Raw genomic sequence first — 21,328 nt, forward strand, 5'->3', positions numbered from 1 at the left:
AATTAGAACTTAAGTGTTAACCCTGCTCCATAATACCAACCATGTTCAGAGTCGGTTCCAGTTTGCCAAGCAGTTTGTTTTAAACCTTTTTCATAATCGTAACCAACATCAACAAACGGCATCACTTTTTTGTTGATTTCATAACGGGTTTGAAAACCAGCTTGTAAACGTGATAAACCTGTTTTACTTGCATAGCGAGATTCATCTTGCAAAATAACATCTGCTTTTAAATAAGGTTTACCAATTAACTTTTGTGTAAAGAGTAAGTCCCTTTCCGTTTCTAAACTTAACTTCCATAGCTGATCTTCACCTGCATAAAGATAAGCATCAGTTTCAAAAAAGTAAGGTGCCATGCCATGTAAACCTACTACACCAGCCCAGCGATCTTGCTTTTCATCTTCCCTCTGCGAACGCTCGTAGTTTACCCCAGCCTGTACATCCCAATAGTCAGCTATATTTCGACTGTAAAGTACTGAACCGCCGTAATTAGCATCTTCCGACTCGGCTTTATCAACATGGGCTTTAATGAACAATTTGTTTTCATCCGTTCCCACCCAAGTTTCTAATTCAGATGAAAAACTACCTTCTCCTTCTTCATTTTGAATCCAGCCAGTATCAATTTTTGTTGCTTGATAAACCTGTCCACCATGTTCACGTAAATGATCATGCGTTAAGGGGTCTTGAGCAAAACTAAATATAGAGATGCCAGAGAAAACACCGCAACATATCATTTGAGAAAATAACTTAGTGATGCGCATGACTAGCTCCTTTTTCATTTTCAGATTGAACAGTTGGCTGGGTCTGAGCGGGTTGTTGCTCATCGTTGACTTGAGCCACAATCAATTTATTCATCATGCCTGCACTCATGTGATAGAGCAGATGGCAATGAATCGCCCATTCTCCTAAGGCATCGGCTGTCAGCAACGCAGTAACGGTCTTTCCTGGCGGAACAATAACGGTATGTTTATTTGGTAAGTTTTCAGCTTGCTGACCATTTTCCAATTGCATGAACATGCCATGTAAATGCATTGGATGCGCCATCATGCTGTCATTCACAAACTTCAAGCGGATACGCTCACCATATTTAACTTGCAATGGCGCAGCTTCGCTAAACTTCTTGCCATTAATAGTCCAGATATAACGCTCCATGTTGCCGCCTAAACGAATGACTAACTCTCGCTCTGGCGCACGTGTATCTGGTTGAGGACTTAAAGACTGCAAATCGCTATATTGCAGTGCTTTCATACCCGCTGGCGTTGAAGCATTTGCCCAGCCATAAACTGGTTCATCCTTTTTAGGCTTATTCTCAGATTGAGTCGGCATCTCATGATTCATATTCATCATAGCGTGGTCATGCTCGCTAGATGACATTGCCTGCATATCATGTTTCATTTCAGGCATCGCTGACATGTCGTGCTTCATTTGCATCATAGAATAATCATGTTGGCTAGATGACATATTTTTCATGTCATGATCCATGCTCATCATTGCATGATCATGATTAGTCTGGCCCGCCTCTTTTTTCATGTCAGACATAGTCGACATGTCATGTTGCATTTTCATTTGATGGCCAGCATGTTTATCACTCGCCCCATCACCATGGCTCATGCCCATATCGTCCATAGTCAATAAAGCGCGTGGACGTGGCTCTGGCATTTGAATTGGACCAACCGCCTGAGTATTTTCATTATGCAAAGTACCGATGGCAAAACCATTACGATCAATAGACTCTGCTTCAATCTGATAATTCGCCTGTTTAGGTTCTACAATGACATCGTAAGTTTCGGCTGTACCAATACGAAACTCATCAATTGCCACAGGCTTAACTGGCTGCCCATCTGCACTTACAACTGTCATTTTCAAATTTGGGATTCTAACGTCAAAGAATGACATTGCCGATGCATTAATAAATCGTAATCGAACCTTCTCGCCAGCTTTAAAATTACCTGTCCAGTTTTGCTGTGGTGTCTTACCGTTGACTAAGAAAGTATAGCCCGTCACATCAGACATATCGGTTTTTAACATCCGCATCTGATTCCACATCGAACGATCTTGCCAAGTTGCTTTTAAGCCTTGTGCTTTAACTTGCTTCCAAACATCCGATACGGTTTCACGGCGGTTTTGATAATACTCAGCAGATTTTTTCAAATTCTTCATAATGCTATCGCTAGAAGAATGATGAAAATCTGAAAGCATCACTACATAATCACGATCAATTTTTTCATGTGCAGCTACGGGTATTTTCCCTTTTGGGTAAATCACGAGCGGGCCATATAAACCATCTTGCTCTTGGCCTTTACTATGGGCGTGATACCAATAAGTACCGTTTTGTTTCACCTTAAAGCGGTAAACAAAATCTCCGTTTGGCGCGATTCCTTTGAAATTATTAAAACCCGGCACACCATCCATTAACCCTGGCAGTAATAACCCATGCCAGTGTAAAGACGTGTCTTGATTCTTTAATTGGTTATGAACATGAATCACTGCCTCATCTCCTTCCTCAAACTCAAGAAGTGGGGCTATAAATTTTCCATTTACGGTAATTCGTTTTAGCGGTTGACCCGTAATATTCACCTGTTGTTCATTAATATTCAGGTGATATTCCTTAATTGCGGCAAGAGTCCATGGTGAAACCAATAGACCAAATACAGCGACGAGGCTGCTAATTGTTTTATGAGACATTGCTGTAATCCTTTTTAATTAAAAAAATAAGTAAGAAAGGATTAAGCTTTAGGTGGGCGTAAAATCTCTTGCCAGTATCCGGCTAAATGCTGAGCCTGATAAATACTGCTAAATTGAGAGGAAATAGGAATGAATTGTGATTCAAGATCCGGTAATGCATGCTGTAATGCCAGATTCACAATCTGACAATGAACTGGGTTACAGTCCTGACAATGCTCACCATGCGAGTGAGAAACCTGACCCATAGACTCATGGCATATGGCTTGATCACTAGCATGACTATGCATATTGTTATGCGAAATTTTTTCACTATGACACGGCATAGTAGGAAGATTATGCTGCTTCGGCGTCTGAGCAATAGACACGCCACTCCACCCAATGACCAAAGTCATTAGGAACACAAACCAAGCATACTTGCGTAAGTGTTGTAGAGTCATTAGAGTTTATTGCCTAGAACCGACGATTAATCTTAACTCCATTAGCATAACCAAGTTTTAAAACAGATACAATTTTCATTCCTAACTGTTTGTTTTTAAGTGATTAAGAAAATGGTGTTTGTTGCTGAAGCACTAAATCAATCACATGTAATGCCCCCTCTTGCTCGTTACTTACAGTTGCATAAGGAGCTACAGCTTTTAAAGCTTCTACTGCATTTTCAACTGCAAACCCATACCCCACAGCTTTAATCATCTGAATATCATTATTGTTATCACCAATCGCGACTACCTGATCAGGTTCAACCTGCCATTTTTGTAGTAATAGCTTTAAACCATGGGCTTTATGTTGGTCTGGAAGGATTAAATCAATAAAATTAAAACCACTTGAAACAGGTACTAAGACCTTATCTTTCACAAAACTTTGCTTCTGGAAATGTTCAAAAATCGTAAAGCTTTCATTCTCATCGGCAGTAAAGGTAATTTTACATACCAAGTCATCTAGTGCATAAAAGTCATCTACAACTGTCAGCTTTTCAAAATATCGAGCGACTTTGGCATAGTCCTCTGCGTTCATACTGCGATGTACATAAGCACTTTGTTTCCCACAAATGACCATTTTAGAAATATATGTAGAGTCAATCGCTTTTAAAATTTCAGTAAATTGTTCTTGGCTTAAATGAGCAAATGCTAACTCTTGTCCTGCATCTACAACGTGCGCACCATTTTCTGCAATAAAAGTAATTTCATGACTAATTTCTGGGAAATAGGTAATAAGCTTTGCGAGTTGGTTTCCGCTTGCGACCACAAAATGAATATTATTTCGTTTTAATTGTTCATACTGATTTAAAAAACGTGTTTTGTTGTACTGCTTCTTAGAATTAAGAAAAGTCCCATCCATATCTACCGCTAAAATTTTTATCGACATTAATTATCTAAATCTCTGGCTAAAATCTTATTAAAACAAATTTAGCTTTATTTTTCATGACACTTTTACAGTTTTATACCGAACTATTCACAAAAAGTTTTACACAGAGCCATCTCGTTTTTTACACAGGTTATTTTTTAGTAAAGCTTAATAAAAAACCAGATAATAAAATATACAGTGCGCATAAAAAAAGAACGCCAAAACGTTCTTTTTTCATCATTTTTGTCTAGAGAATAAACGGTTGATCTAATTTTGTTTATTTTACCAACATCTTATCCATACGGTTATCAACACAGTTATCCATACAGTTATAAACAAAGTTATCCACAAGCTTATTCTCAGATCAATATCTTTTTTAAGCGTCTACGCTACCTACTTTTGCAAGTTCTGCACGCATTTGATCAATCACAACTTTATAATCTGGTTGGCCAAAAATTGCTGAACCTGCAACAAACATATCTGCCCCAGCTTCTGCAATTTCACGGATATTTGCAGGACCAACACCACCATCAACTTCTAAACGAATATCACGACCACTTGCATCAATGATTTTACGAGCTTCACGTAATTTTTCTAAAGTCATTGGAATGAACTTTTGTCCACCAAAACCAGGGTTTACACTCATTAATAAAATTTGGTCAACTTTATCAAGTACATAATCAAGATAGTGCAATGGCGTTGCTGGGTTGAAAACTAAGCCTGCTTTAGCACCACCAGACTTAATCAGCTGTAATGAACGATCAATGTGGTGAGATGCTTCTGGGTGGAATGTAATAATATCTGCACCAGCTTCCAAAAAGTCTCCAATAATTCGGTCAACTGGAGATACCATTAGATGCACATCAACTGGCGCTGTAATCCCATAATTTTTTAAAGCCTTACATACACCTGCACCAAAAGTTAAATTTGGAACGTAGTGATTATCCATCACATCAAAATGTACTACATCGGCACCTGCGGCTAACACTTTGTCTACATCTTCGCCTAAACGAGCAAAATCGGCAGATAAAATAGAAGGAGCAATTAAGTAGGGCTTGGACATAGGTGAATGACCTGGCTAAAAATTTAAGGAGAGGCTTAAAATTATAACAAAAAAGAAACTACTTGGCCCGCGCTTCCTTGTTTAAATGACAACATTTCAAACTTGAAACGTAACGTTGCAACAATAGAATGCTAACGTCTAAACGAATTTGTTAAGGTACATTAAACCAATGTGAGGATTGATAATGAAAAGCACAACTTATCTATTAACAAACGATGGAAAACGCATTGCAAAACGTCTGGTTAATCATTGGAAACACAAGTTCGAAGTACAAGAAACTGAACAAGACTTTAAAATCTTAATGCCTACAGCAACGATTACACTTGCACCAGAAACAGAGCAGTTAAATGTTGCTATTGATAGCCAATTAGATGACCACGACCACTTAGAAAAAGTTGTCCTTGATCATCTAAACCGTATGGCTCAACAAGAATTTCAGGTGGAGTGGCAGCACTAATTAGCCGCCGACCTTTTCTAACTGGATTGCATGAAACTGTAAGTGCTCATCCATAAAGGTTTGAATAAAGTAATAGCCATGGTCATAACCAGCATGTTGTCTTAAAGTTAAAGGCTGTCCCGCTTTTAAACATGCTTGCTTAAATTTTTCAGGGTGAAGTTGTTCATAAAATTGGTCATCTAAGCCCTGATCAACCAAAATTTCGTCAAATACTGCCCCATTTTTTGAGACCAACGCTGTGGCATCATGAGCCAACCAGCTTTCGCGGTCTGCACCCAAATAATGGCTAAAGGCTTTGTCTCCCCATGCACATTCAGTTGGTGCACAGATCGGAGCAAAAGCAGATACCGACTTAAACTTTTCTGGATATTTAAACGCTAAAGTTAATGCACCGTGACCACCCATTGAGTGCCCAAAGATACCGACTTGTTGAGCGTTTACAGGAAAGCTTTTTAAAATGAGTGGGTATAACTCATCTATTAAATAACTTTCCATTTGATAATGCTCAGACCAAGGTGCTTGTGTTGCATTAATATAAAAGCCCGCGCCTTGCCCAATATCCCAATGATCCCCTGCTGCGACTTGTTCTCCACGAGGAGAAGTATCAGGTGTAATCAGTATGAGGCTTAGTTGTGCTGCCATATGCTGTGCATGCGCTTTTATGGCAAAGGTTTCTTCAGTACACGTTAAACCAGCTAAGTAAAATAAAGTTGAGCAAGCTTTACCTTCTAAAGCTGCCGGTGGCAAATAAACACCAAACTTAGCTGATCCTTTTAAATAAGAAGATTCAAATTGGTATATACGCTGCTCGCCCTCAAAGCAGCGGTTTTTTTGCAGGAGTTGCATCGTTTTTAGCCTCTGTTTTTGTTTGAGCAATATCTACACTACCCGTATTTTGTTGAGGAAATAGATATTTTTCCAACTGAGGTAGCATAAGTTCCATATTTTTACCGATCATCCACTGAGGCTCTGAAGGTTCAACACCTTGAGCCACTTCCCATTTGGTTACAGTTTGCTTAGCTGTGTTAAACGAATCTTTCATCGACGATTGCTCTCGCATCGCCAAATCAAAGAAAGCTCGACCAAAATAGGTATAGTCAGCTTCGTTATTACACCCAAAAGAAGTTTTATCAGCAGCTGAAGCAGTAATAATTAAAGTATCTGGAGACTGTAAAGCAGGAATAAAACTTCCTGAATAGCAGGCTGAGATCACAATTACACGCCAGCGAATACCAGATTTATCAAGTGTTTCTCGCAACCATTTCGGATCGACTTGTCCTAAATCTAGTGGTGCATTTTCAATTTCAAAATGATTTTGTTCACCGTGTGAAGTCATATATAGAAATAGCACATCACTATCACGGTTCATTTGCTGGCCCATACGGCGTAGGGCTAACTCGATACTTGTTTTAGATGCAATCGGAATTTCTGTGCGGGTGTCTGGATTATTGACCAGCATCATTGAACGCCCAATCGTTCCAAAGCGTGTATCAAACTGTTCTTTAATACGGACCACTTCCGATTTAAAAACGTCTTGATAACTATCGCCAGCAACACCTAAAAAATACCAATGACTCTTAGCAAGTTCACCATATTGGACTTGCTCCAAAGAATCATTTAATAGTTTACTTTGAGCATAAAAAGCATCTTCAGCAAACGTTGGAGCAGAATCTTCTACCTTCCAAATCGGTTGGTCTTTTACAGAAAGTTGCCACACCACCATCGTTGCAATAGTCGCAACCATAACCAGTGCACGTTCCCACCAAGGCCACTTGAGCTCACGTGAGAAAACCCAAATTACCGCTAAACTTTGCCATACAAACAAAGCTACAAATAAGCTCGGCAATATTCCGTTATAAATAGCATCGGGAATAAAGTTGAGATAACCGTTAGAACCTAAATATTGAATTAAACATTGGATTAATAAGATATTAGTATCTAGAACCAACCACAATAAAGCAGGTACTAGCATTAAGCGAGGTTGATTGGTTCGCTGTGATAAGAAAATACCAACAATTAAGGCAATGAATGGCCAAAGTGCATAACCAATTAAACCTTGTGAATTGAAATCACCGATTTGACCCGCCACAAGCCAACTATAAAGAGAGTTGGTACACCCTCCTAAAATCCCCCAAACAATGAGCTGAAGGATAGATGGATGCACTATCTGTAAAGAACGTCTTGACCCCAAAAACAGCCACATTCCGGCAATTTGGTTGCTTTTAAAATCATGCCAAAAGTTAATGGAGGGTTTAAGATCAATCATAGAAGGTTTTCAAAAATTTCGTTTTTGACAGGCATCTTAAGTGTATGCCTGCTAAGAATTTTAGCAATCATGCTTTTGAACTATATCACATATATTTGTGCATTATTCAAGCAATAAAACCTAACCTTACATAAGCCTACTGAAAATACGCATCAAAACGACAAGCATCTCCTTGCCATTGATGAGCTGGCTCTTGATTTGCCAAAAAAATAGCATGACGTGGCCGTTTAACAACTACACGTTTAGCAACTTTCTGCGCCAAAACCAGCAAATTATCCCCTAAATCCATTTCACCATCTTCGGGTAAAAGAAGATGTAAAAGCTGCATCTGTTTTTTGACTTGAGCTTGTTTTTTGATGGCTTGGTGATTCTGGTCACGCTGCGGAAACATCGGATCTAAATACACCACATCAACCGTTTGGGCTTCCTGCTGTAACTGTTGTAAATAAGTTGCAGAATCAGCAAAGATCAGTTGAATCCGATCCATAAACTGGCTTAAAAAACTATCTTGTTCAGCTTGTGCTTTTGCATCTTCAAGTAAGGTAAACAAAATTGGATGGCGTTCAACCAATTGTATTTGTGCGCCTAGATAAGCCATGAGCAAGCTATCGTGGCCTAAGCCTGCTGTAGCATCAACAAGTATGGGTTTTTCACTTAACTGACAAGCACGGGCAATCATTTCTGATTTAAGACTTGCACGCTTTAAACGGGGAATTTCAGCTTTCCAGTCGGGCTGCATTTTCATGCCGTTTGCAGATAGCCATAATCCATTTTCATCTACACACAGTGCCAACTCAGGATTTAAACGTAAAAAACGTGCATTCAGTTTTTCAACTAACTGCAAATCGACAGTCACACCTCTAGAATAAAGCACAGCTTGGTAGTGCTGTGCTTGTTCTTGAAAATCAATTTCAAAATATATGTGCATGATTAGCCTTTATTTTGCTTTACCCTGATCTGCTATTTTTTTCCATGCATCATCACGTAAATAAACTGGCAAAGCATGTTCGGCATCAACCCACTGCTTTTGCGATGCATAAACACGTGCAATCGAAGCAATATCTTGTGCAGTTGCGGTGATTGTTTGATGCTCAGCATCAGCTTGAAGTAGTTTTGCGCCCGAACCAATTAAGCAATGCTTTGCGTAAACAGCTGCTGGCTCATAGCCCATTAATTTTTCTTCATCAATACACTGCATGATACCTTGTTCATTTAGAACAAAACTTGCGATATAAACTTCATTCATACGCGCATCAAGAACCGCAGTCACTTGTTCCAAACCTTCAAGTCGGTATGCCGCTTGAGCTAAAGCTTGTAAAGTAGAAACTGGAATGACTGGTAAATCTTGTGACCATGCCAATGCCTGAGTCACAGCTGCATTAATTCGGACACCACTAAAAGAACCTGGCCCACGGCTAAAGGCAATTGCATCTAAACCAGCAACTTCAAGACCTGTTTCTTGTAGCCCCTGCTCAATCATGGGCAAAATGGTCTGGGTTTGTGCTTTCGCCCGCGTATCGAGTTGAAAAAACAGTTCTTGGGTTTCATCGACTAATGAAATAGAACACTGCTCATTTGCAGTTTCCAACGCCAGCAATTTCATGCACAACCTTAGTATTAAATCAGATTAAAAACGAGGGTTATGATACCCCACTCGGCTCTGATAGGCGAGTTGTTCTCTCTCTAAATAAAAATGCCAAGCTTGTGCTTGGCATAGAACATATCTTACTCAAATTTTAAAAGTGGAATTCTTTTAAATCTGCATAGTTCTTAAAGTGCTCTGCATAATGCAATGCACTCAATCGTATTTTTGCAGCGCCATCTTCATCTAAAGTTTTGACAATTTTGCCAGGTGAGCCCATCACCACTGAATTATCTGGAATCACCTTCCCTTCAGGAATTAAAGCATTAGCACCGATAATACAATTTTTACCAATCACAGCCCGATTTAAAATTACGGCGTTCATACCAATCAAACTATTATCACCAATCGTACAACCATGCAGCATGACTTTATGACCGACCGTGACATATTCACCAATATTTAACTCAAGTCCAGCATCGGTATGTAATACAGAATTTTCTTGAATATTAGAAAAATTACCAATTCGAACTACACAGTTATCAGCACGCACTACCGCACCAAACCAAATACTGACCTGACGGCCTAGTTCTACCTGCCCAATAAGCGTTGCAGTTGGAGCAACCCAACCATCCCATGGCTCATGTAAGGCTTTTGGGTGCTGGCCTTGATAGCTATACATCATAATTTATCAATCCTGATCTTTATTTTTTATGAGAAAACTTTGGCATTCCAAAGGTTGGTGAGTTAAGTAAAAATGGCCAATCTTTTTGATAGCCTAATCCATATTTAAACAGCGCAACCAACATACGAGCAGTTAAACCCCAGATAATTTCATTATCAATCTGTAGGCTCGGAAAATATAAAGACTGATGGGCATACCGTACTTCATAGGGTGTCGGACGCGTCTCGATAAGTTGCTGTAACGGGACAAAGAAAATTCGATCAATTTCGGTGGGCTGAGGTATTAAAGTCACCTCTGGAGGAATAAGCCCAACGATTGGTTTTACAGACAAACCGCTTCTTGCACGTTGCATCGGCAAATCACCTAACAACTGTACATCAAACGGATTTAAAGCTGTCTCTTCCTGAGCTTCTCTTAACGCTACAACAATATTACTGGTATCACTAGGATCACGCTTTCCACCCGGAAAAGAAACTTCCCCCGCATGGTTGTTCATATGTATTGAACGGCGTGTAAGCAGTACCTTTGGATTATTCTCATTCGTAATTGCAATGAGTACTGCTGCTTGTGCTTCTTGTATGCGGGTGGAAAAGCGCAATCTTTGCTGTAACTTTTGTGTTAGCAAGTGCTCTTCCATACCTTTCACCTATTATTCTGTCTCTCTTTGCATCATATCTGAAAATCAAACTTAGGGAATAGAGTTGATGCGTAAGTCTAAAAATTCAGTTATGCTGAGGCATCTCTATACTCGATGATAATTATGAGTTTCTGTGTAGCGTGTGGGCATAAAACCGAACAAAAAATTCCTTTAGGTGATCATAAAGTACGCCGTGTTTGTACTCATTGTGGAAATATTCACTATGAAAATCCCAAAGTAATTTGCGGTGCCTTAGCGTTATGGGAAGACAAAGTATTACTCTGTCGTCGTGCGATTGAACCTCGTTATGGCTTGTGGACATTACCTGCTGGTTATATGGAATTGTTCGAAACCATGGAACAAGGCGCAGCACGTGAAACTCGTGAAGAAGCAGAAGCTGAGATAGAAATAGAACAACTCTACTGTATGTACAATATTCCGCGTATTGGCCAAATTTATGTACTTTTCAAAGCGCAGCTGAAAGATGGCATTTTTGGTGCAGGTGAAGAAAGTATCGAGAGTCGTCTATTTGAAGAGCATGAAATCCCATGGGGAGAACTAGCCTTCCCTAGTGTCGAACATACCCTAAGACACTATTTTGAAGATCGTAAAAAACAAGTTTTCCCAACACATCTTGAAACTTTAGGTACTCGTTTAGATCATACGGGTTAATTAATTAGATAATAAAAAAAGACCGCTAAGCGGTCTTTTTTTATTTGTTTAATATTTTAAGATTTAGTTTTAATTGCTTTACAAGCTGGAATAGACTGATCGGCAAGTTTAATTGACACGGTTCCAGTAATACGTTGTGCTAATGCTTTTTCTTCATCTGTTGGTGCAGGACTAATATCCTTAATATTATTATAGACAGCTTGATAGAAAGCATACAGATTAACCCAACGCGCAGTCTTGTTGTCATAATCACTTAAATTAATACTACTACTGCTGTTTTGACCTGCTAATAGATTATAGAGGTTAATCTTAGCGCCACCCACTGAAATTGAGTCATCTATCTTATCTTCTGGGTCAGAATCTGGTTTGATTACAGAGTTAAGTCCCATCAAAATCCCATTAAGGTTACCTAACTGAGGGTGTGATAAAATCATACGAACAGGAATAGAGCTATCATTTTCAGATGACTGCGTTCCTCCAGTAGTACCAAGTCTATATTGTTGTACTCCATTACTATCAATTAAGCTATTGTCTGCTACTGTTGCGCATTGACCAGACATATCTGTTGCAGTTGCATTTGGTTTAATATCCGTACGAATATCTCCCTTTTCATTAACAACAATACCTAAATCGATAGGAGCTATCCCTGTCGTATCAAATCTGAATGTTAAGGTTGCATATAATGGGAAGACATAACGTTGACCAGAACTCACATTAGCTGCTGTCTTAAAGATTTCTTTTCCAAGATAACTAATTGGATTGGCTTTAATAATATCAAGTGAACCCTTATAGTTTTCTGTGCCTACTGTTTGTCGCCATAAACCATAATGCTGAATATTCCCTGTTGTTGAACGTGTTAATTGCTTATAAAAACCTTCACTACCCGCAACAGCATAATCATTCATAAACTTACCTTGATAGATTTGCAAATCATTATTCACATTGCTATCAACGCTCAAACGTAATGGCTGAGTCGATTGAATATCTTTTGAAATTGGGTTGAGCCAGCCATTTTGTTGGGTAGCAACCAGCATTTGCATTGGTTTTGCTTTGGTCCACAATAAAACTGGTGGAGCAACACCAGTCACGTTTCCTTTATCATCTTTATAGAAAGTAGCATCACCGCGCCATTGCAGACCATATCCCATTGCATAACCTTCACGGTCAGTCAGCATGAACATATTAGCCATCATATGACGTAAATTAGTGGTAGATTTATTAAAGCAATCTGTTAATGCCTGATTACAGCCATAAAAACCGAGTGGAAGCGGTGAACTTACAGGATCTGCAAATCCTGCATAAGTTGCTTCAGTTGCCTGGAATAATGCAGCATTTGCTAAGTTCGTTACTTGAACTACAAGTGCATAAGCTTGTGCATCAGACACTTTGCTTACATCTAACCAAGGTTTGAGAAGAGTTGCATATTGTCCATTTTTCCATTCTGTTGCGGTTATATCTTGTGTCAAACTCGTCAACAGGTTTTTCTTATCTTGAGTAAATTGGGTTGGTTGTAAATCTCCCACCACATTATCGCGACGTTCAACGCCAATACTTTGGAATAACTTAACTAAAGCGATTGCCACTTTAATCGTTGGATCAGAACTACTCATTGAAGCTGGAGGTTGGCCAGTTAATGCTGTTGCCATGTCCAAAACTGTTAAATGTGTTGTTCCGTATTTTCCTAATGTATCGAGTTTTATCGTACCTAACGCAATCTTGTGGGTATTACTACCTTGTAGATAAAGCGTAATTGTTTCATCAGATTTACTACTACTGATACTACAAGCACCACCAACCGAGTTACCCACCAATTTAGTAATATAATGCTGATTCGGTGATAAACTACAATCAAAATTCAATCCAGCAACTGGATAATTTAATTCAAAGTTTAAACAAGACTCATCTGAAATATTAGCAGCTTTACAATCCAAATTAGTGGTTGGAATCTCACCTCCACCCTGAGTAGGATCTTCATTAATTGTTGAGCCACCACCACCGCAACCATTTAATACAATTGCCAATGTGGATAATGCAAAAGGTAATAAAAAATTTTTACTCATCATCATTCCTATTTATTTTTAACGTAATACCGAAATTTTAATTTGTCCCTGATTAGATAGCTCTTGATCCGGCATATCTACAGCCGAAGATAAAGGCGTTAACATAATATAATGTGTACGTTCTGGTACCTGTAAAACACCTGAAATTGAGGCATGTTGTAAAATCGTCGCAGGATAAGACTTACTTTTAAAACCGCTAGCACCTTCCAAGACACAACCTTTTTCATCTAAGAAAACTGCAAGAGGCCAATAATATGTAGGCTTGTCATTTGTTGTAGCATAAGAAGCCACTTGTATATTCTTAATAGAAGAATCTATTTTTACGACTTCGTATTCAAACTTTTCTTTAAGAGGTTTTCTCGGCCATAACCCCACTTCTTTATTTTGGGTCAGTTTTTTAATTGATTTTTTATAGCCATTAATAAAACACAAATCGTTTTCAAAAGTGCTTGCCAACTCTTTGTGCGATAGTCTCACATACGTAGGAGCTAATACCACAGAAGAGATCTGGTCTTCATGAGATCGATGTAATACGTTATCAAGGATAGATTGACCGACGCCTTTTTTACGCTCAATAGATTCAGTACGACCTAAACCGTCAGGCATAATATAAAAACGTTTTTTTCCTTCTAGATTAAACTCTTGATTCTCTAAATATTCGTTATTGACGTATTCCACACCATCAATTGTAGTGTACTTCGTCTCATCCTTTTTTGGTGCTACCGGTGTTGATGAAGTAACGACATTCTTAGACAAGGTTTGAACTGAATTCGATTCTACTTTTTCTTCAATCTTTTGTTGGGAAACAGAATCCTTGATTAATGTTTTTTCTTTACTAGTTTCTAAAGTGGACTTTTGATCAATAACTTCTGTTTTTTCTTTACTGAGTTTTGCTTGTTTTGAAACTGTAGATTGTTTATTTATCGAGATAGTTGGTGCAGTTGGTGCAGTTGGTGCAGTTGGTGCAGTTGGTGCAGTTGGTGCAGTTGGTGCAGTTGGTGCAGTATTGGAAGACTTTTTAATTAATTTAGGCAAGTCTTTTGATTTTAAAGATGTTTCTGGCAATACTTGTTGTTCTGGACGAGTCGCCTTTATCTCTGGATGTGTTAATACTTTAGACGGTGCAACAGTTTGTTCCACCCTTTTACTCGGAACAATCATTGGTCGACCATCAGGACCAATAATCGTATAAAAACCGTCTGCGTAAGATACAGAAACACTTGCTATTGCAACAAAAAAAATCGCAATAGCAAATCTAGGTCGAGACATCCGTTTGCAATTTAATTTTACCATTTTGTTCTATAATTTAACCCGAGTACTGTAACTTTGGTATTGGTTTTAACATCCAAACCGGCATAAGGGTTTAACAGGATATTATCAACTCCTGTTTTATTAGATAAGGTACTAGTCCCTGCTGGAATATTATCGCGGCTACGTAAGAAACCAACTGAAAGATCCAAATCTGTATCTGCATCAAAACGATATCCAATACCCAAACCAAATAATTGTGCATTATTAATTGGAATCATAGTGTTGCGTTTATCATTGGGAATAGCACTAGCACGAGGTTCATAACCTGCACGTAACTTCAAACGATCTGTTGCCGAATACTCTAAACCAATACCCCAACTCCATGGTGAAGTAAACTTTAAAGGTAATCCTAATGAAGCATCTGTCACATCATTTGATAAAAGTTTGGCAACTTTGAGTAAGGTAATCTGTCGATCAAATTCAAATTTGAACTTATCCCATGCCGAATAGTCTGTCCAACCCACGTCAAAATTAACTTGCAAATCAGGGAATATTTTATATTTAATCCCTGCCTGAAAATGTGCAGGATATTCCAAGTCCATCGCGGCCAAACCAGACTCAGAGTTTGGTACATTTCCCGGTAAACCGAGAATAGCGGCCAGAACCTGACCTGTAGCTGAGGAGTTTAAGCCTTTAATTAATTCTTGAGGAGCCTTAGCATTATTAATCAGGTATTTCCCTTTCATACGCATTTTAGCCGCGCTTTGGTAAACCATACCAAAGCCAAAATCGTCCGTTGGTTCCCACATTAACCCCAAGTTATAGCTTGGGCTTAAAGACTGCTCCATAGAAACTTGCAGTGACCCCATTTTCTTAAAAGGGTCCATCCCTTCTTGAGTATTACATAAACCAAATAACAATAGATTAGTGATCATATCGTTATTGTCTTTAAACGGCCCACATACGACGTCATCAACCATACGCAATACCCCAATCATATCATTGGGAAAACGCAAATCAGTTTTCATAGCAAGAGCGTTATAAGACATACCAACCGAAGCACCGATCGATAAATGATCATTTACTTGATAACCAAAAGATGGAGATAAATAAGTAATCCGCTCAACAGCCACCTGCTGCCCCATGAAGTTTCCAGCGTTACCATTTTCTGCGCCGAAGCCTGCAATTAAGGGTGCATAAATTGCTGTAGCATAGGTCAACTTTGAACCTGGAGGTTTATAAGCAATTCCTGCAGTTGGAGCAGCTAATGGATAGCCAGCTCCCAGATCAACCATTTTTTTTAGAATCGGTACATATAAGCTGGCATATTCAACATCACCACGTACAGGTCCTTTAAAATCAGTACAAATATTGGCTGTAACTTCTGGACCATCATTACAAACAAGAGGGTCATCTGAGTAGCCAAAAACGTTATAACCTGGAGGTGCCGAGAACTCACGTTGAATATCAAAGTTCGCTAGAATTCCTTGGACATCTGTCTGTAACCCATCAATTTTTGCTAAAGCTGCTGGGTTAAAGTGAACTGCACTAATACCAGGGGGATCTGCAGTTACTGCATTCCCCATCGAAAGTGAACGAATATCAACAGCTAGGTTTTGTCCTAATTGAGCATTGGCAAAGCTAGAAAAACCGGAGATAACAATTGCCGCCGTTAAAGGACATAATTTAGGATATTTCACCTGCATATCTCCTTATTTGGTTTTTTTGCCAAAGCCTATAAAATCTAGTGGGAAAGACAAACCAAGCGAAACATCTGGTGCATCTTCAGTTAAACCAATCCCTACCGTACCATTAACGATTGTTTCAGGTGAAACACGTACACCTAAAGCAAAAGACAACATTGCACTACTTTGGTCTGGCGACTTATATGCCTCACCGTTCTCGAACTGGAATTCTGCATCCATGTTGAAACTTTGTTGATATGACATGGTTAAAGACACGTCATAGTTAAATGAATAAGCAAAACCGAATGAAAAACCGCCACTAATGCCTGGGTCAAAAGAAGTTAACGTCCTCGAACCTCGTGCCTGATTTAAACCTGTTTCTTTAAAACCATAATTGGCAGATGCCGATGCAAATAACACAACTGGATCGATATATTTACGGGTACTTGCTCCCACCCCAACAGAGTAATAACCCTTACCAGTTGAAAGCTCATCTAAACCAATTTCATAAGGACTATCGCCAGTTTTTGTTGATAGGTTACCAAATAATACCAATGGCAAACGGCCTTGCTTTAATGGGAAAGGTTCCCAGCGTGCCCCTAAAGAAATATCACCCAAACCAGCTGCAGTTGTATCTCGAACAATTTCAGACTTCGCAACGAAAGGAACGGTTGCAGATAATGTTAAGTTGTCCAATACACCATATTGAACAGTAAAACTATTCGTTAAAGTATGGTTCGCATCTTCTTCAATACGTAAACGGTTGAGTTGAGAAGAATTATCAGCTAAAGCTAAATCAATTCGAGTATCACGGTAATAGGTATAATCGAGATCGTAATAAGCTGAGAATACGCCTCTTTTAATCAATGAATATTGTCGCTCATTCGAAGTAAATACTTCTTGCAAATTTGTTTCTTGAGTCGCATCACCTTCTTTCTTCTGTAAGGCAGTTGCGGCTTGATCAGCTCCAGTATTTGCAGGTGTAGAAGCAGGTTCAGTAGTTACAACGTCTGTGGCTGGAGTCGTACTCACTTCCTGGGCTGAATCTGTGGCTGGAGTTACTTCTGCTGTTGTACTCGCTTCAGAAACAGCTGTAGTATTTTGTTCATCTGCTTGTTGTGCAACTTGATCATCTGCATAAAGTGTACCCGTAATGGCACTTATACTTAATGCCAATACACTCATCTTCATCCATTGATTATTCATGTTTATTCCCACCTAATGTATTTATTTTACTCAATTCATATTTGATTATTTACGCTTATAGTAAAGACGCATATATGTTTCAATTGGCTGATTATAAGTTGCAGAATTTGGGTCTTTATCTAATACCCGGCGCATGGTTGATGCTTTATTTGCTAAACGGTCATAATTGAATGTTGGATATTGCACATCCACAAAGGCATAACGGTTAACAGTCGCATCTTCCACATGACGCATATCTGAATCTTTTAGAGCCAATAAGTCTTTACGCTGCGGTTCAGGAACAGAAATAACAAATAATGTATTATTATCCCAAACCTCTTTAAAACGATTTTCATCAAAGCTGATATTCCCTAATGCTGGGTCAGCAACATATACACGTCCATCTTTATAAGCTTTATATACGACAAAATGCTTAAAACCAGCATAAGAAATTGGAACAATCGCAGGTTGTCCAAGATTGACTAAATCCGAAAATTCTCCACGGTACCCCCCACTTTCTAAACCAATAGCAGTTACAAAGCGCTTCATATCAAGTAAAGAGAAACTTCGACGCTCAATAATACGTTGATATTCGCCATATTGTAGTAAGCCGCTCATGGTCTGCTGTTCAGTCAAACTCGTTCCCACATAACCATTTAAAAGTGTCGTAAGAGCAGCTGAACCACAGCTATAGTCATAAGCTTGTCGAACAATACCTCGAAACTGATCTTCTACAGCTGGTTTAATTTGAACTGGTTCAATATGATTACGGCGAAAAGATAAATTACGTGAATCGGCGGTCTCTGTATAATAAACAGTTCCCGGTGGCTTTTTTTCTATTTCGAAGGCTTCTGTCGCAAAGTAATATATCAATGCTGAGCCTAAAGCAATCTCTAACATAAGCACTTGTTCTAAATGGTGGCCTAACCGGCCTTATTCATTTTATTCTTAGAGCAATAGCTCTACATCCCTGTGTGTTGAAGATACCTTTTTTTTTTGAAAAAAACAGCCTTTTTTTACTTTTTTTTGATGAACGTTTAGTTTTATAAAAATAGAGAGACTTTTATACTTAATTTAATTTAATTCTTAAATTTAATAACTTATTTTGATCAATAAAAATATTTTTATATATAATAAAATTAGGTAATTAATAAATTAAAAAAGCGCGTATTAAACGCGCTTTTTAATTAAATACTCAGATTAGTGGCCTGAGATTGTAATTGTAGAAGTCCCTACATTTAAACCTTGGATTTCAACATCACCAATTGAAGCGGCAGTATTAGAACCCAAATGTACGCCTTGTACATAAACATTCATACCTTGAGCACTATTATTCTGAATTTTTAAGCCTGTTGGTACAACTGAAATGTTAGCATCAACATCTAAATCACCAGTTGTGTTACCCGCACCGCGAACCATAACTTTATCTAAGAAGATTTCACCACCACCGGCAGCGTCATTAATACCAAAATTAGATAAAGTTAAACCACCCTGTAAGCTTGAATTTACTTTAATCATTGCTCCTTGTGGAGTGGAACCTAATTGTACATTCGCTGAAATTGCGCCTAGAGACAAATCTAAACCAGAGATAATTTCAGTTGGAGCAGTTTCAGTAATACCACGTACAGCAGTAGTTGTATTTAAAGTACCAGATGTTCCTACACCAATTGAACCAACACTTACATCAACTGCACCAACATTTGCAGCAACGTTTAAAAACGCGCCGTTTGTACCCGAAGCACCAACGCTGTCAATTTTAAGGTCTAACAAATTAGCAGTTTGATCAACCTGTGTAACAGATACTCCGCTTACTACAATCGCACCCGCAGTTGCTGCAGCACCTGTAATGCCTGTAGCAGGATCTAGACCATCATTATCATGAATAAATACTTTATCGATAGAAATACCGCCAGCACCTAAAGCGATACCGATGTTAATACCATCTTGACCTGTAGCAGCACTAAGCGCAGCATCGTCCATTGACTGCATTGCCATTGCATTTGCACTGATAGCTAAAGAAGAAACTAAAGCAAGTTTAGTGAACATTTTCATTGAGCACTCTCCCAAGAGCATTTATTTTTTGACTTTAACCACTCTCATTGTCTCAAGTCGCATTTTTCTTTATATGGCAACCGAAACTTCCAATCCTTGAGTAGTTTTGCTTAGCAATTACTAAATTACATGTACGTTACTTTTTGTTCAACTAGTGTTGTGCATTTTTTGCCAATTACCCGACAAACGGTACACCTTAGGTTTTACTTCATAAATGCTCATAAACATATAAAATCTTAAGCTGTAATTGTGCTTGTTTTATCAGCAAAAAGTTTCCCATATAAAAGTCTTCCTCCTGATGAACTATGACTTGTAGTAAACTATGTTCTCTCATTAACCACTATCCTATTTAAAAATGTCTCAGTTAAAGAAAAAAATCTCTTTACATGGTAAAAGTGCTGCCGATATTTTAAAAAAGTTACAAGGGTTAACTGGGCTTGTTTATTTAAATGACAATAACAATCCAATTATTGGATTTCTTCCTAAAAAATATATTCTTTTTCAAGATGAAAGTTATCTAGAGTTTCAACATCAAAATTTTAATGAATATAGAAATATATCAAAATTAAATCACTTAATAGACTTTGCCCAATTTAAAGAGAATAATTCACAAGTAAATATTAACGCTACAACAAGTTTTACAGGGGGTTATATTGGTTTTATCAGTTATGATTTTTCTGCTCATCAGTTTATTGATATACGAAATGATATACAGCCCGCTTTATTCTTAGGACAATATGGTTCTTTTTTAAAATATATAGATAATGATTGGTATTTTTTTAGTGATGAACCAGATGCACTTGAGCTATTCTCATATCTTGAAAATAGAATAGAGAATTCTATTTCTAATCATTCTAAAAATATATTTGAATTAAAAACCACTATTCAGCCAAGGTGGTCTAAAAAACAATATTTTGATGCTTTTTATAAAATACAAGAATATATTAAAGCTGGTGATTGCTATCAAATTAATTTAACCCAAGAATTTAAAGCTGATTTCAAAGGATCTTTATTAAATAAAGCAGCAGATTTATGGAGTCTTACTAATGCACCATATGCAGGTTATTTAAAATTAGATAATTTTGAATTATTAAGTTGTTCCCCAGAGCTTTTTATTGAGTTCAATCAAAATAAACAAATTAAGACAAGACCTATTAAAGGAACAATGCCTCGCTATAAAAATGTAGAAAAAGATTTTATTTCAAAACAAACCTTAAAAAACTCTCAAAAAGATCAGGCAGAGAATGTCATGATCGTTGATTTATTACGTAATGATTTGAGCATTTATGCCAATACAGGATCAGTAAAAACAACAAAACTATTTGAGATTGAAAGTTTCAATCAAGTACATCACATGGTAAGCGAAATCGTTGCGACCCTTAAAGATGATGTTAATCCTATGCAAATGCTGCTCTCTGCCTTACCTGGAGGATCAATCACAGGTGCTCCGAAAATTCGGGCAATGCAGATTATTGAAGAGTTAGAGGAAGCAGCAAGAGGTGCATATTGCGGGACATTGGGCTATTTCAATTTTGATGGGACAGGCCGCTGGAATATTCTTATCCGTAGTTTTCAACAATATCAAAATCAGCTTTCTTTATGGGCTGGTGGTGGTATTACAATTGCATCAAATGCTGAAGCGGAATATCAAGAGAGTCTTGATAAAGTCTCTGCTATGCTGAACCTAATGAACAGCACAGCAGAGTAAAA

At 38.2% G+C, this 21,328-nt stretch carries 20 protein-coding genes; 3 read left to right on the forward strand and 17 right to left on the reverse strand.

Going from position 1 to position 21,328, the window contains the following annotated elements:
* Nucleotides 1–2: 2 nt before the first annotated feature.
* The 5 genes from pcoB to rpe form a co-directional block, all read right to left on the reverse strand.
* On the reverse strand, nucleotides 3–758 hold the full coding sequence (pcoB, locus tag F931_RS14995) for a copper resistance protein B (protein ID WP_016142131.1): 756 nt from the start codon (nucleotides 756–758) through the stop codon (nucleotides 3–5).
* Entirely contained in the window at nucleotides 745–2,682 is a 1,938-nt protein-coding gene (gene pcoA / locus F931_RS15000) for a copper resistance system multicopper oxidase (protein ID WP_016142132.1), read from the reverse strand. The genes pcoB and pcoA overlap by 14 nt, the downstream gene beginning before the upstream one ends.
* 41 nt (nucleotides 2,683–2,723) lie before the next feature.
* Nucleotides 2,724–3,119, reverse strand: a complete 396-nt coding sequence (locus tag F931_RS15005) for a hypothetical protein (protein WP_016142133.1) — start codon at nucleotides 3,117–3,119, stop codon at nucleotides 2,724–2,726.
* A 103-nt stretch (nucleotides 3,120–3,222) separates the two neighbouring features.
* Nucleotides 3,223–4,044: a Cof-type HAD-IIB family hydrolase gene (gene supH / locus F931_RS15010; protein ID WP_016142134.1), complete on the reverse strand. Its 822-nt coding sequence runs from the start codon at nucleotides 4,042–4,044 to the stop codon at nucleotides 3,223–3,225.
* Between the two features lie 355 nt (nucleotides 4,045–4,399).
* Nucleotides 4,400–5,086 carry a ribulose-phosphate 3-epimerase gene (gene rpe / locus F931_RS15015; RefSeq protein ID WP_000043044.1) on the reverse strand — a complete coding sequence of 229 codons (687 nt, stop codon included), beginning with the start codon at nucleotides 5,084–5,086 and terminating at the stop codon, nucleotides 4,400–4,402.
* A gap of 184 nt (nucleotides 5,087–5,270) precedes the next feature.
* Here rpe and F931_RS15020 point away from each other — a divergent pair, with 184 nt between their 5' ends.
* Nucleotides 5,271–5,543: a DUF2218 domain-containing protein gene (locus F931_RS15020; RefSeq protein ID WP_004794449.1), complete on the forward strand. Its 273-nt coding sequence runs from the start codon at nucleotides 5,271–5,273 to the stop codon at nucleotides 5,541–5,543.
* On the opposite strand, the gene fghA is transcribed toward F931_RS15020, so the two are convergent.
* The 6 genes from fghA to nudL all read right to left on the reverse strand — a co-directional run bounded on the left by fghA (nucleotide 5,544) and on the right by nudL (nucleotide 10,722).
* Entirely contained in the window at nucleotides 5,544–6,389 is an 846-nt protein-coding gene (fghA, locus tag F931_RS15025) for an S-formylglutathione hydrolase (protein WP_016142135.1), read from the reverse strand. It abuts the gene before it with no gap.
* Complete coding sequence (locus F931_RS15030) at nucleotides 6,358–7,809, reverse strand: C13 family peptidase (RefSeq protein ID WP_005071224.1); 1,452 nt, start codon at nucleotides 7,807–7,809, stop codon at nucleotides 6,358–6,360. The genes fghA and F931_RS15030 overlap by 32 nt, the downstream gene beginning before the upstream one ends.
* A 136-nt stretch (nucleotides 7,810–7,945) precedes the next feature.
* The gene (locus tag F931_RS15035) at nucleotides 7,946–8,737 is read right to left on the reverse strand and encodes a class I SAM-dependent methyltransferase (protein WP_016142136.1); all 792 of its coding nucleotides are present in this window, start codon (nucleotides 8,735–8,737) and stop codon (nucleotides 7,946–7,948) included.
* Nucleotides 8,738–8,746: 9 nt separating this feature from the next.
* Nucleotides 8,747–9,412, reverse strand: a complete 666-nt coding sequence (gene tsaB, locus F931_RS15040; RefSeq protein WP_016142137.1) for a tRNA (adenosine(37)-N6)-threonylcarbamoyltransferase complex dimerization subunit type 1 TsaB — start codon at nucleotides 9,410–9,412, stop codon at nucleotides 8,747–8,749.
* Between the two features lie 133 nt (nucleotides 9,413–9,545).
* Nucleotides 9,546–10,073: a gamma carbonic anhydrase family protein gene (locus tag F931_RS15045; protein ID WP_080649728.1), complete on the reverse strand. Its 528-nt coding sequence runs from the start codon at nucleotides 10,071–10,073 to the stop codon at nucleotides 9,546–9,548.
* 22 nt (nucleotides 10,074–10,095) lie between these two features.
* A complete protein-coding gene (nudL, locus tag F931_RS15050) occupies nucleotides 10,096–10,722 on the reverse strand; it encodes a CoA pyrophosphatase (protein WP_080649504.1) in 627 nt (208 codons plus the stop codon).
* A 114-nt stretch (nucleotides 10,723–10,836) separates the two neighbouring features.
* Between nudL and F931_RS15055 the strand changes: the two genes are divergently transcribed.
* Nucleotides 10,837–11,385 (forward strand): NUDIX hydrolase, encoded by a 549-nt coding sequence (locus F931_RS15055; protein WP_002115876.1) that lies wholly within the window; start codon nucleotides 10,837–10,839, stop codon nucleotides 11,383–11,385.
* Between the two features lie 56 nt (nucleotides 11,386–11,441).
* Here F931_RS15055 and F931_RS15060 read toward each other — a convergent pair whose 3' ends face one another.
* The 6 genes from F931_RS15060 to F931_RS15085 form a co-directional block, all read right to left on the reverse strand.
* Nucleotides 11,442–13,451, reverse strand: coding sequence for a putative pilus system protein FilF (locus tag F931_RS15060; protein WP_080649505.1), 2,010 nt, complete (start codon nucleotides 13,449–13,451; stop codon nucleotides 11,442–11,444).
* Nucleotides 13,452–13,463: 12 nt separating this feature from the next.
* Nucleotides 13,464–14,714: a putative pilus assembly protein FilE gene (gene filE, locus F931_RS22410; protein WP_016142141.1), complete on the reverse strand. Its 1,251-nt coding sequence runs from the start codon at nucleotides 14,712–14,714 to the stop codon at nucleotides 13,464–13,466.
* 17 nt (nucleotides 14,715–14,731) lie between these two features.
* A complete protein-coding gene (locus tag F931_RS15070) occupies nucleotides 14,732–16,396 on the reverse strand; it encodes a putative pilus system OmpP1/FadL family transporter FilD (RefSeq protein WP_016142142.1) in 1,665 nt (554 codons plus the stop codon).
* A 12-nt stretch (nucleotides 16,397–16,408) separates the two neighbouring features.
* Entirely contained in the window at nucleotides 16,409–17,587 is a 1,179-nt protein-coding gene (locus F931_RS15075; RefSeq protein ID WP_016142143.1) for a putative pilus system protein FilC, read from the reverse strand.
* Between the two features lie 45 nt (nucleotides 17,588–17,632).
* A complete protein-coding gene (locus F931_RS15080; RefSeq protein WP_016142144.1) occupies nucleotides 17,633–18,466 on the reverse strand; it encodes a putative pilus system C39 family peptidase FilB in 834 nt (277 codons plus the stop codon).
* A 300-nt stretch (nucleotides 18,467–18,766) separates the two neighbouring features.
* Nucleotides 18,767–19,618, reverse strand: a complete 852-nt coding sequence (locus F931_RS15085; RefSeq protein WP_016142145.1) for a putative pilus system protein FilA — start codon at nucleotides 19,616–19,618, stop codon at nucleotides 18,767–18,769.
* Between the two features lie 355 nt (nucleotides 19,619–19,973).
* Between F931_RS15085 and F931_RS15090 the strand changes: the two genes are divergently transcribed.
* Nucleotides 19,974–21,326, forward strand: coding sequence for an anthranilate synthase component I family protein (locus F931_RS15090; protein ID WP_016142147.1), 1,353 nt, complete (start codon nucleotides 19,974–19,976; stop codon nucleotides 21,324–21,326).
* Nucleotides 21,327–21,328 lie beyond the last annotated feature (2 nt).

This window comes from Acinetobacter pittii ANC 4050, from assembly GCF_000399685.1.
GTDB classification, from domain to species: domain Bacteria; phylum Pseudomonadota; class Gammaproteobacteria; order Pseudomonadales; family Moraxellaceae; genus Acinetobacter; species Acinetobacter pittii_E.

Bases quoted from the DNA above. Each gene is read 5' to 3' on its own strand.
- pcoB (WP_016142131.1), bottom strand. From the start codon at position 758: ATGCGCATCACTAAGTTATTTTCTCAAATGATATGTTGCGGTGTTTTC.
- pcoA (WP_016142132.1), bottom strand. From the start codon at position 2,682: ATGTCTCATAAAACAATTAGCAGCCTCGTCGCTGTATTTGGTCTATTG.
- F931_RS15005 (WP_016142133.1), bottom strand. From the start codon at position 3,119: ATGACTCTACAACACTTACGCAAGTATGCTTGGTTTGTGTTCCTAATG.
- supH (WP_016142134.1), bottom strand. From the start codon at position 4,044: ATGTCGATAAAAATTTTAGCGGTAGATATGGATGGGACTTTTCTTAAT.
- rpe (WP_000043044.1), bottom strand. From the start codon at position 5,086: ATGTCCAAGCCCTACTTAATTGCTCCTTCTATTTTATCTGCCGATTTT.
- F931_RS15020 (WP_004794449.1), top strand. From the start codon at position 5,271: ATGAAAAGCACAACTTATCTATTAACAAACGATGGAAAACGCATTGCA.
- fghA (WP_016142135.1), bottom strand. From the start codon at position 6,389: ATGCAACTCCTGCAAAAAAACCGCTGCTTTGAGGGCGAGCAGCGTATA.
- F931_RS15030 (WP_005071224.1), bottom strand. From the start codon at position 7,809: ATGATTGATCTTAAACCCTCCATTAACTTTTGGCATGATTTTAAAAGC.
- F931_RS15035 (WP_016142136.1), bottom strand. From the start codon at position 8,737: ATGCACATATATTTTGAAATTGATTTTCAAGAACAAGCACAGCACTAC.
- tsaB (WP_016142137.1), bottom strand. From the start codon at position 9,412: ATGAAATTGCTGGCGTTGGAAACTGCAAATGAGCAGTGTTCTATTTCA.
- F931_RS15045 (WP_080649728.1), bottom strand. From the start codon at position 10,073: ATGTATAGCTATCAAGGCCAGCACCCAAAAGCCTTACATGAGCCATGG.
- F931_RS15055 (WP_002115876.1), top strand. From the start codon at position 10,837: ATGAGTTTCTGTGTAGCGTGTGGGCATAAAACCGAACAAAAAATTCCT.
- F931_RS15060 (WP_080649505.1), bottom strand. From the start codon at position 13,451: ATGATGATGAGTAAAAATTTTTTATTACCTTTTGCATTATCCACATTG.
- filE (WP_016142141.1), bottom strand. From the start codon at position 14,714: ATGTCTCGACCTAGATTTGCTATTGCGATTTTTTTTGTTGCAATAGCA.
- F931_RS15075 (WP_016142143.1), bottom strand. From the start codon at position 17,587: ATGAATAATCAATGGATGAAGATGAGTGTATTGGCATTAAGTATAAGT.
- F931_RS15080 (WP_016142144.1), bottom strand. From the start codon at position 18,466: ATGTTAGAGATTGCTTTAGGCTCAGCATTGATATATTACTTTGCGACA.
- F931_RS15085 (WP_016142145.1), bottom strand. From the start codon at position 19,618: ATGAAAATGTTCACTAAACTTGCTTTAGTTTCTTCTTTAGCTATCAGT.
- F931_RS15090 (WP_016142147.1), top strand. From the start codon at position 19,974: ATGTCTCAGTTAAAGAAAAAAATCTCTTTACATGGTAAAAGTGCTGCC.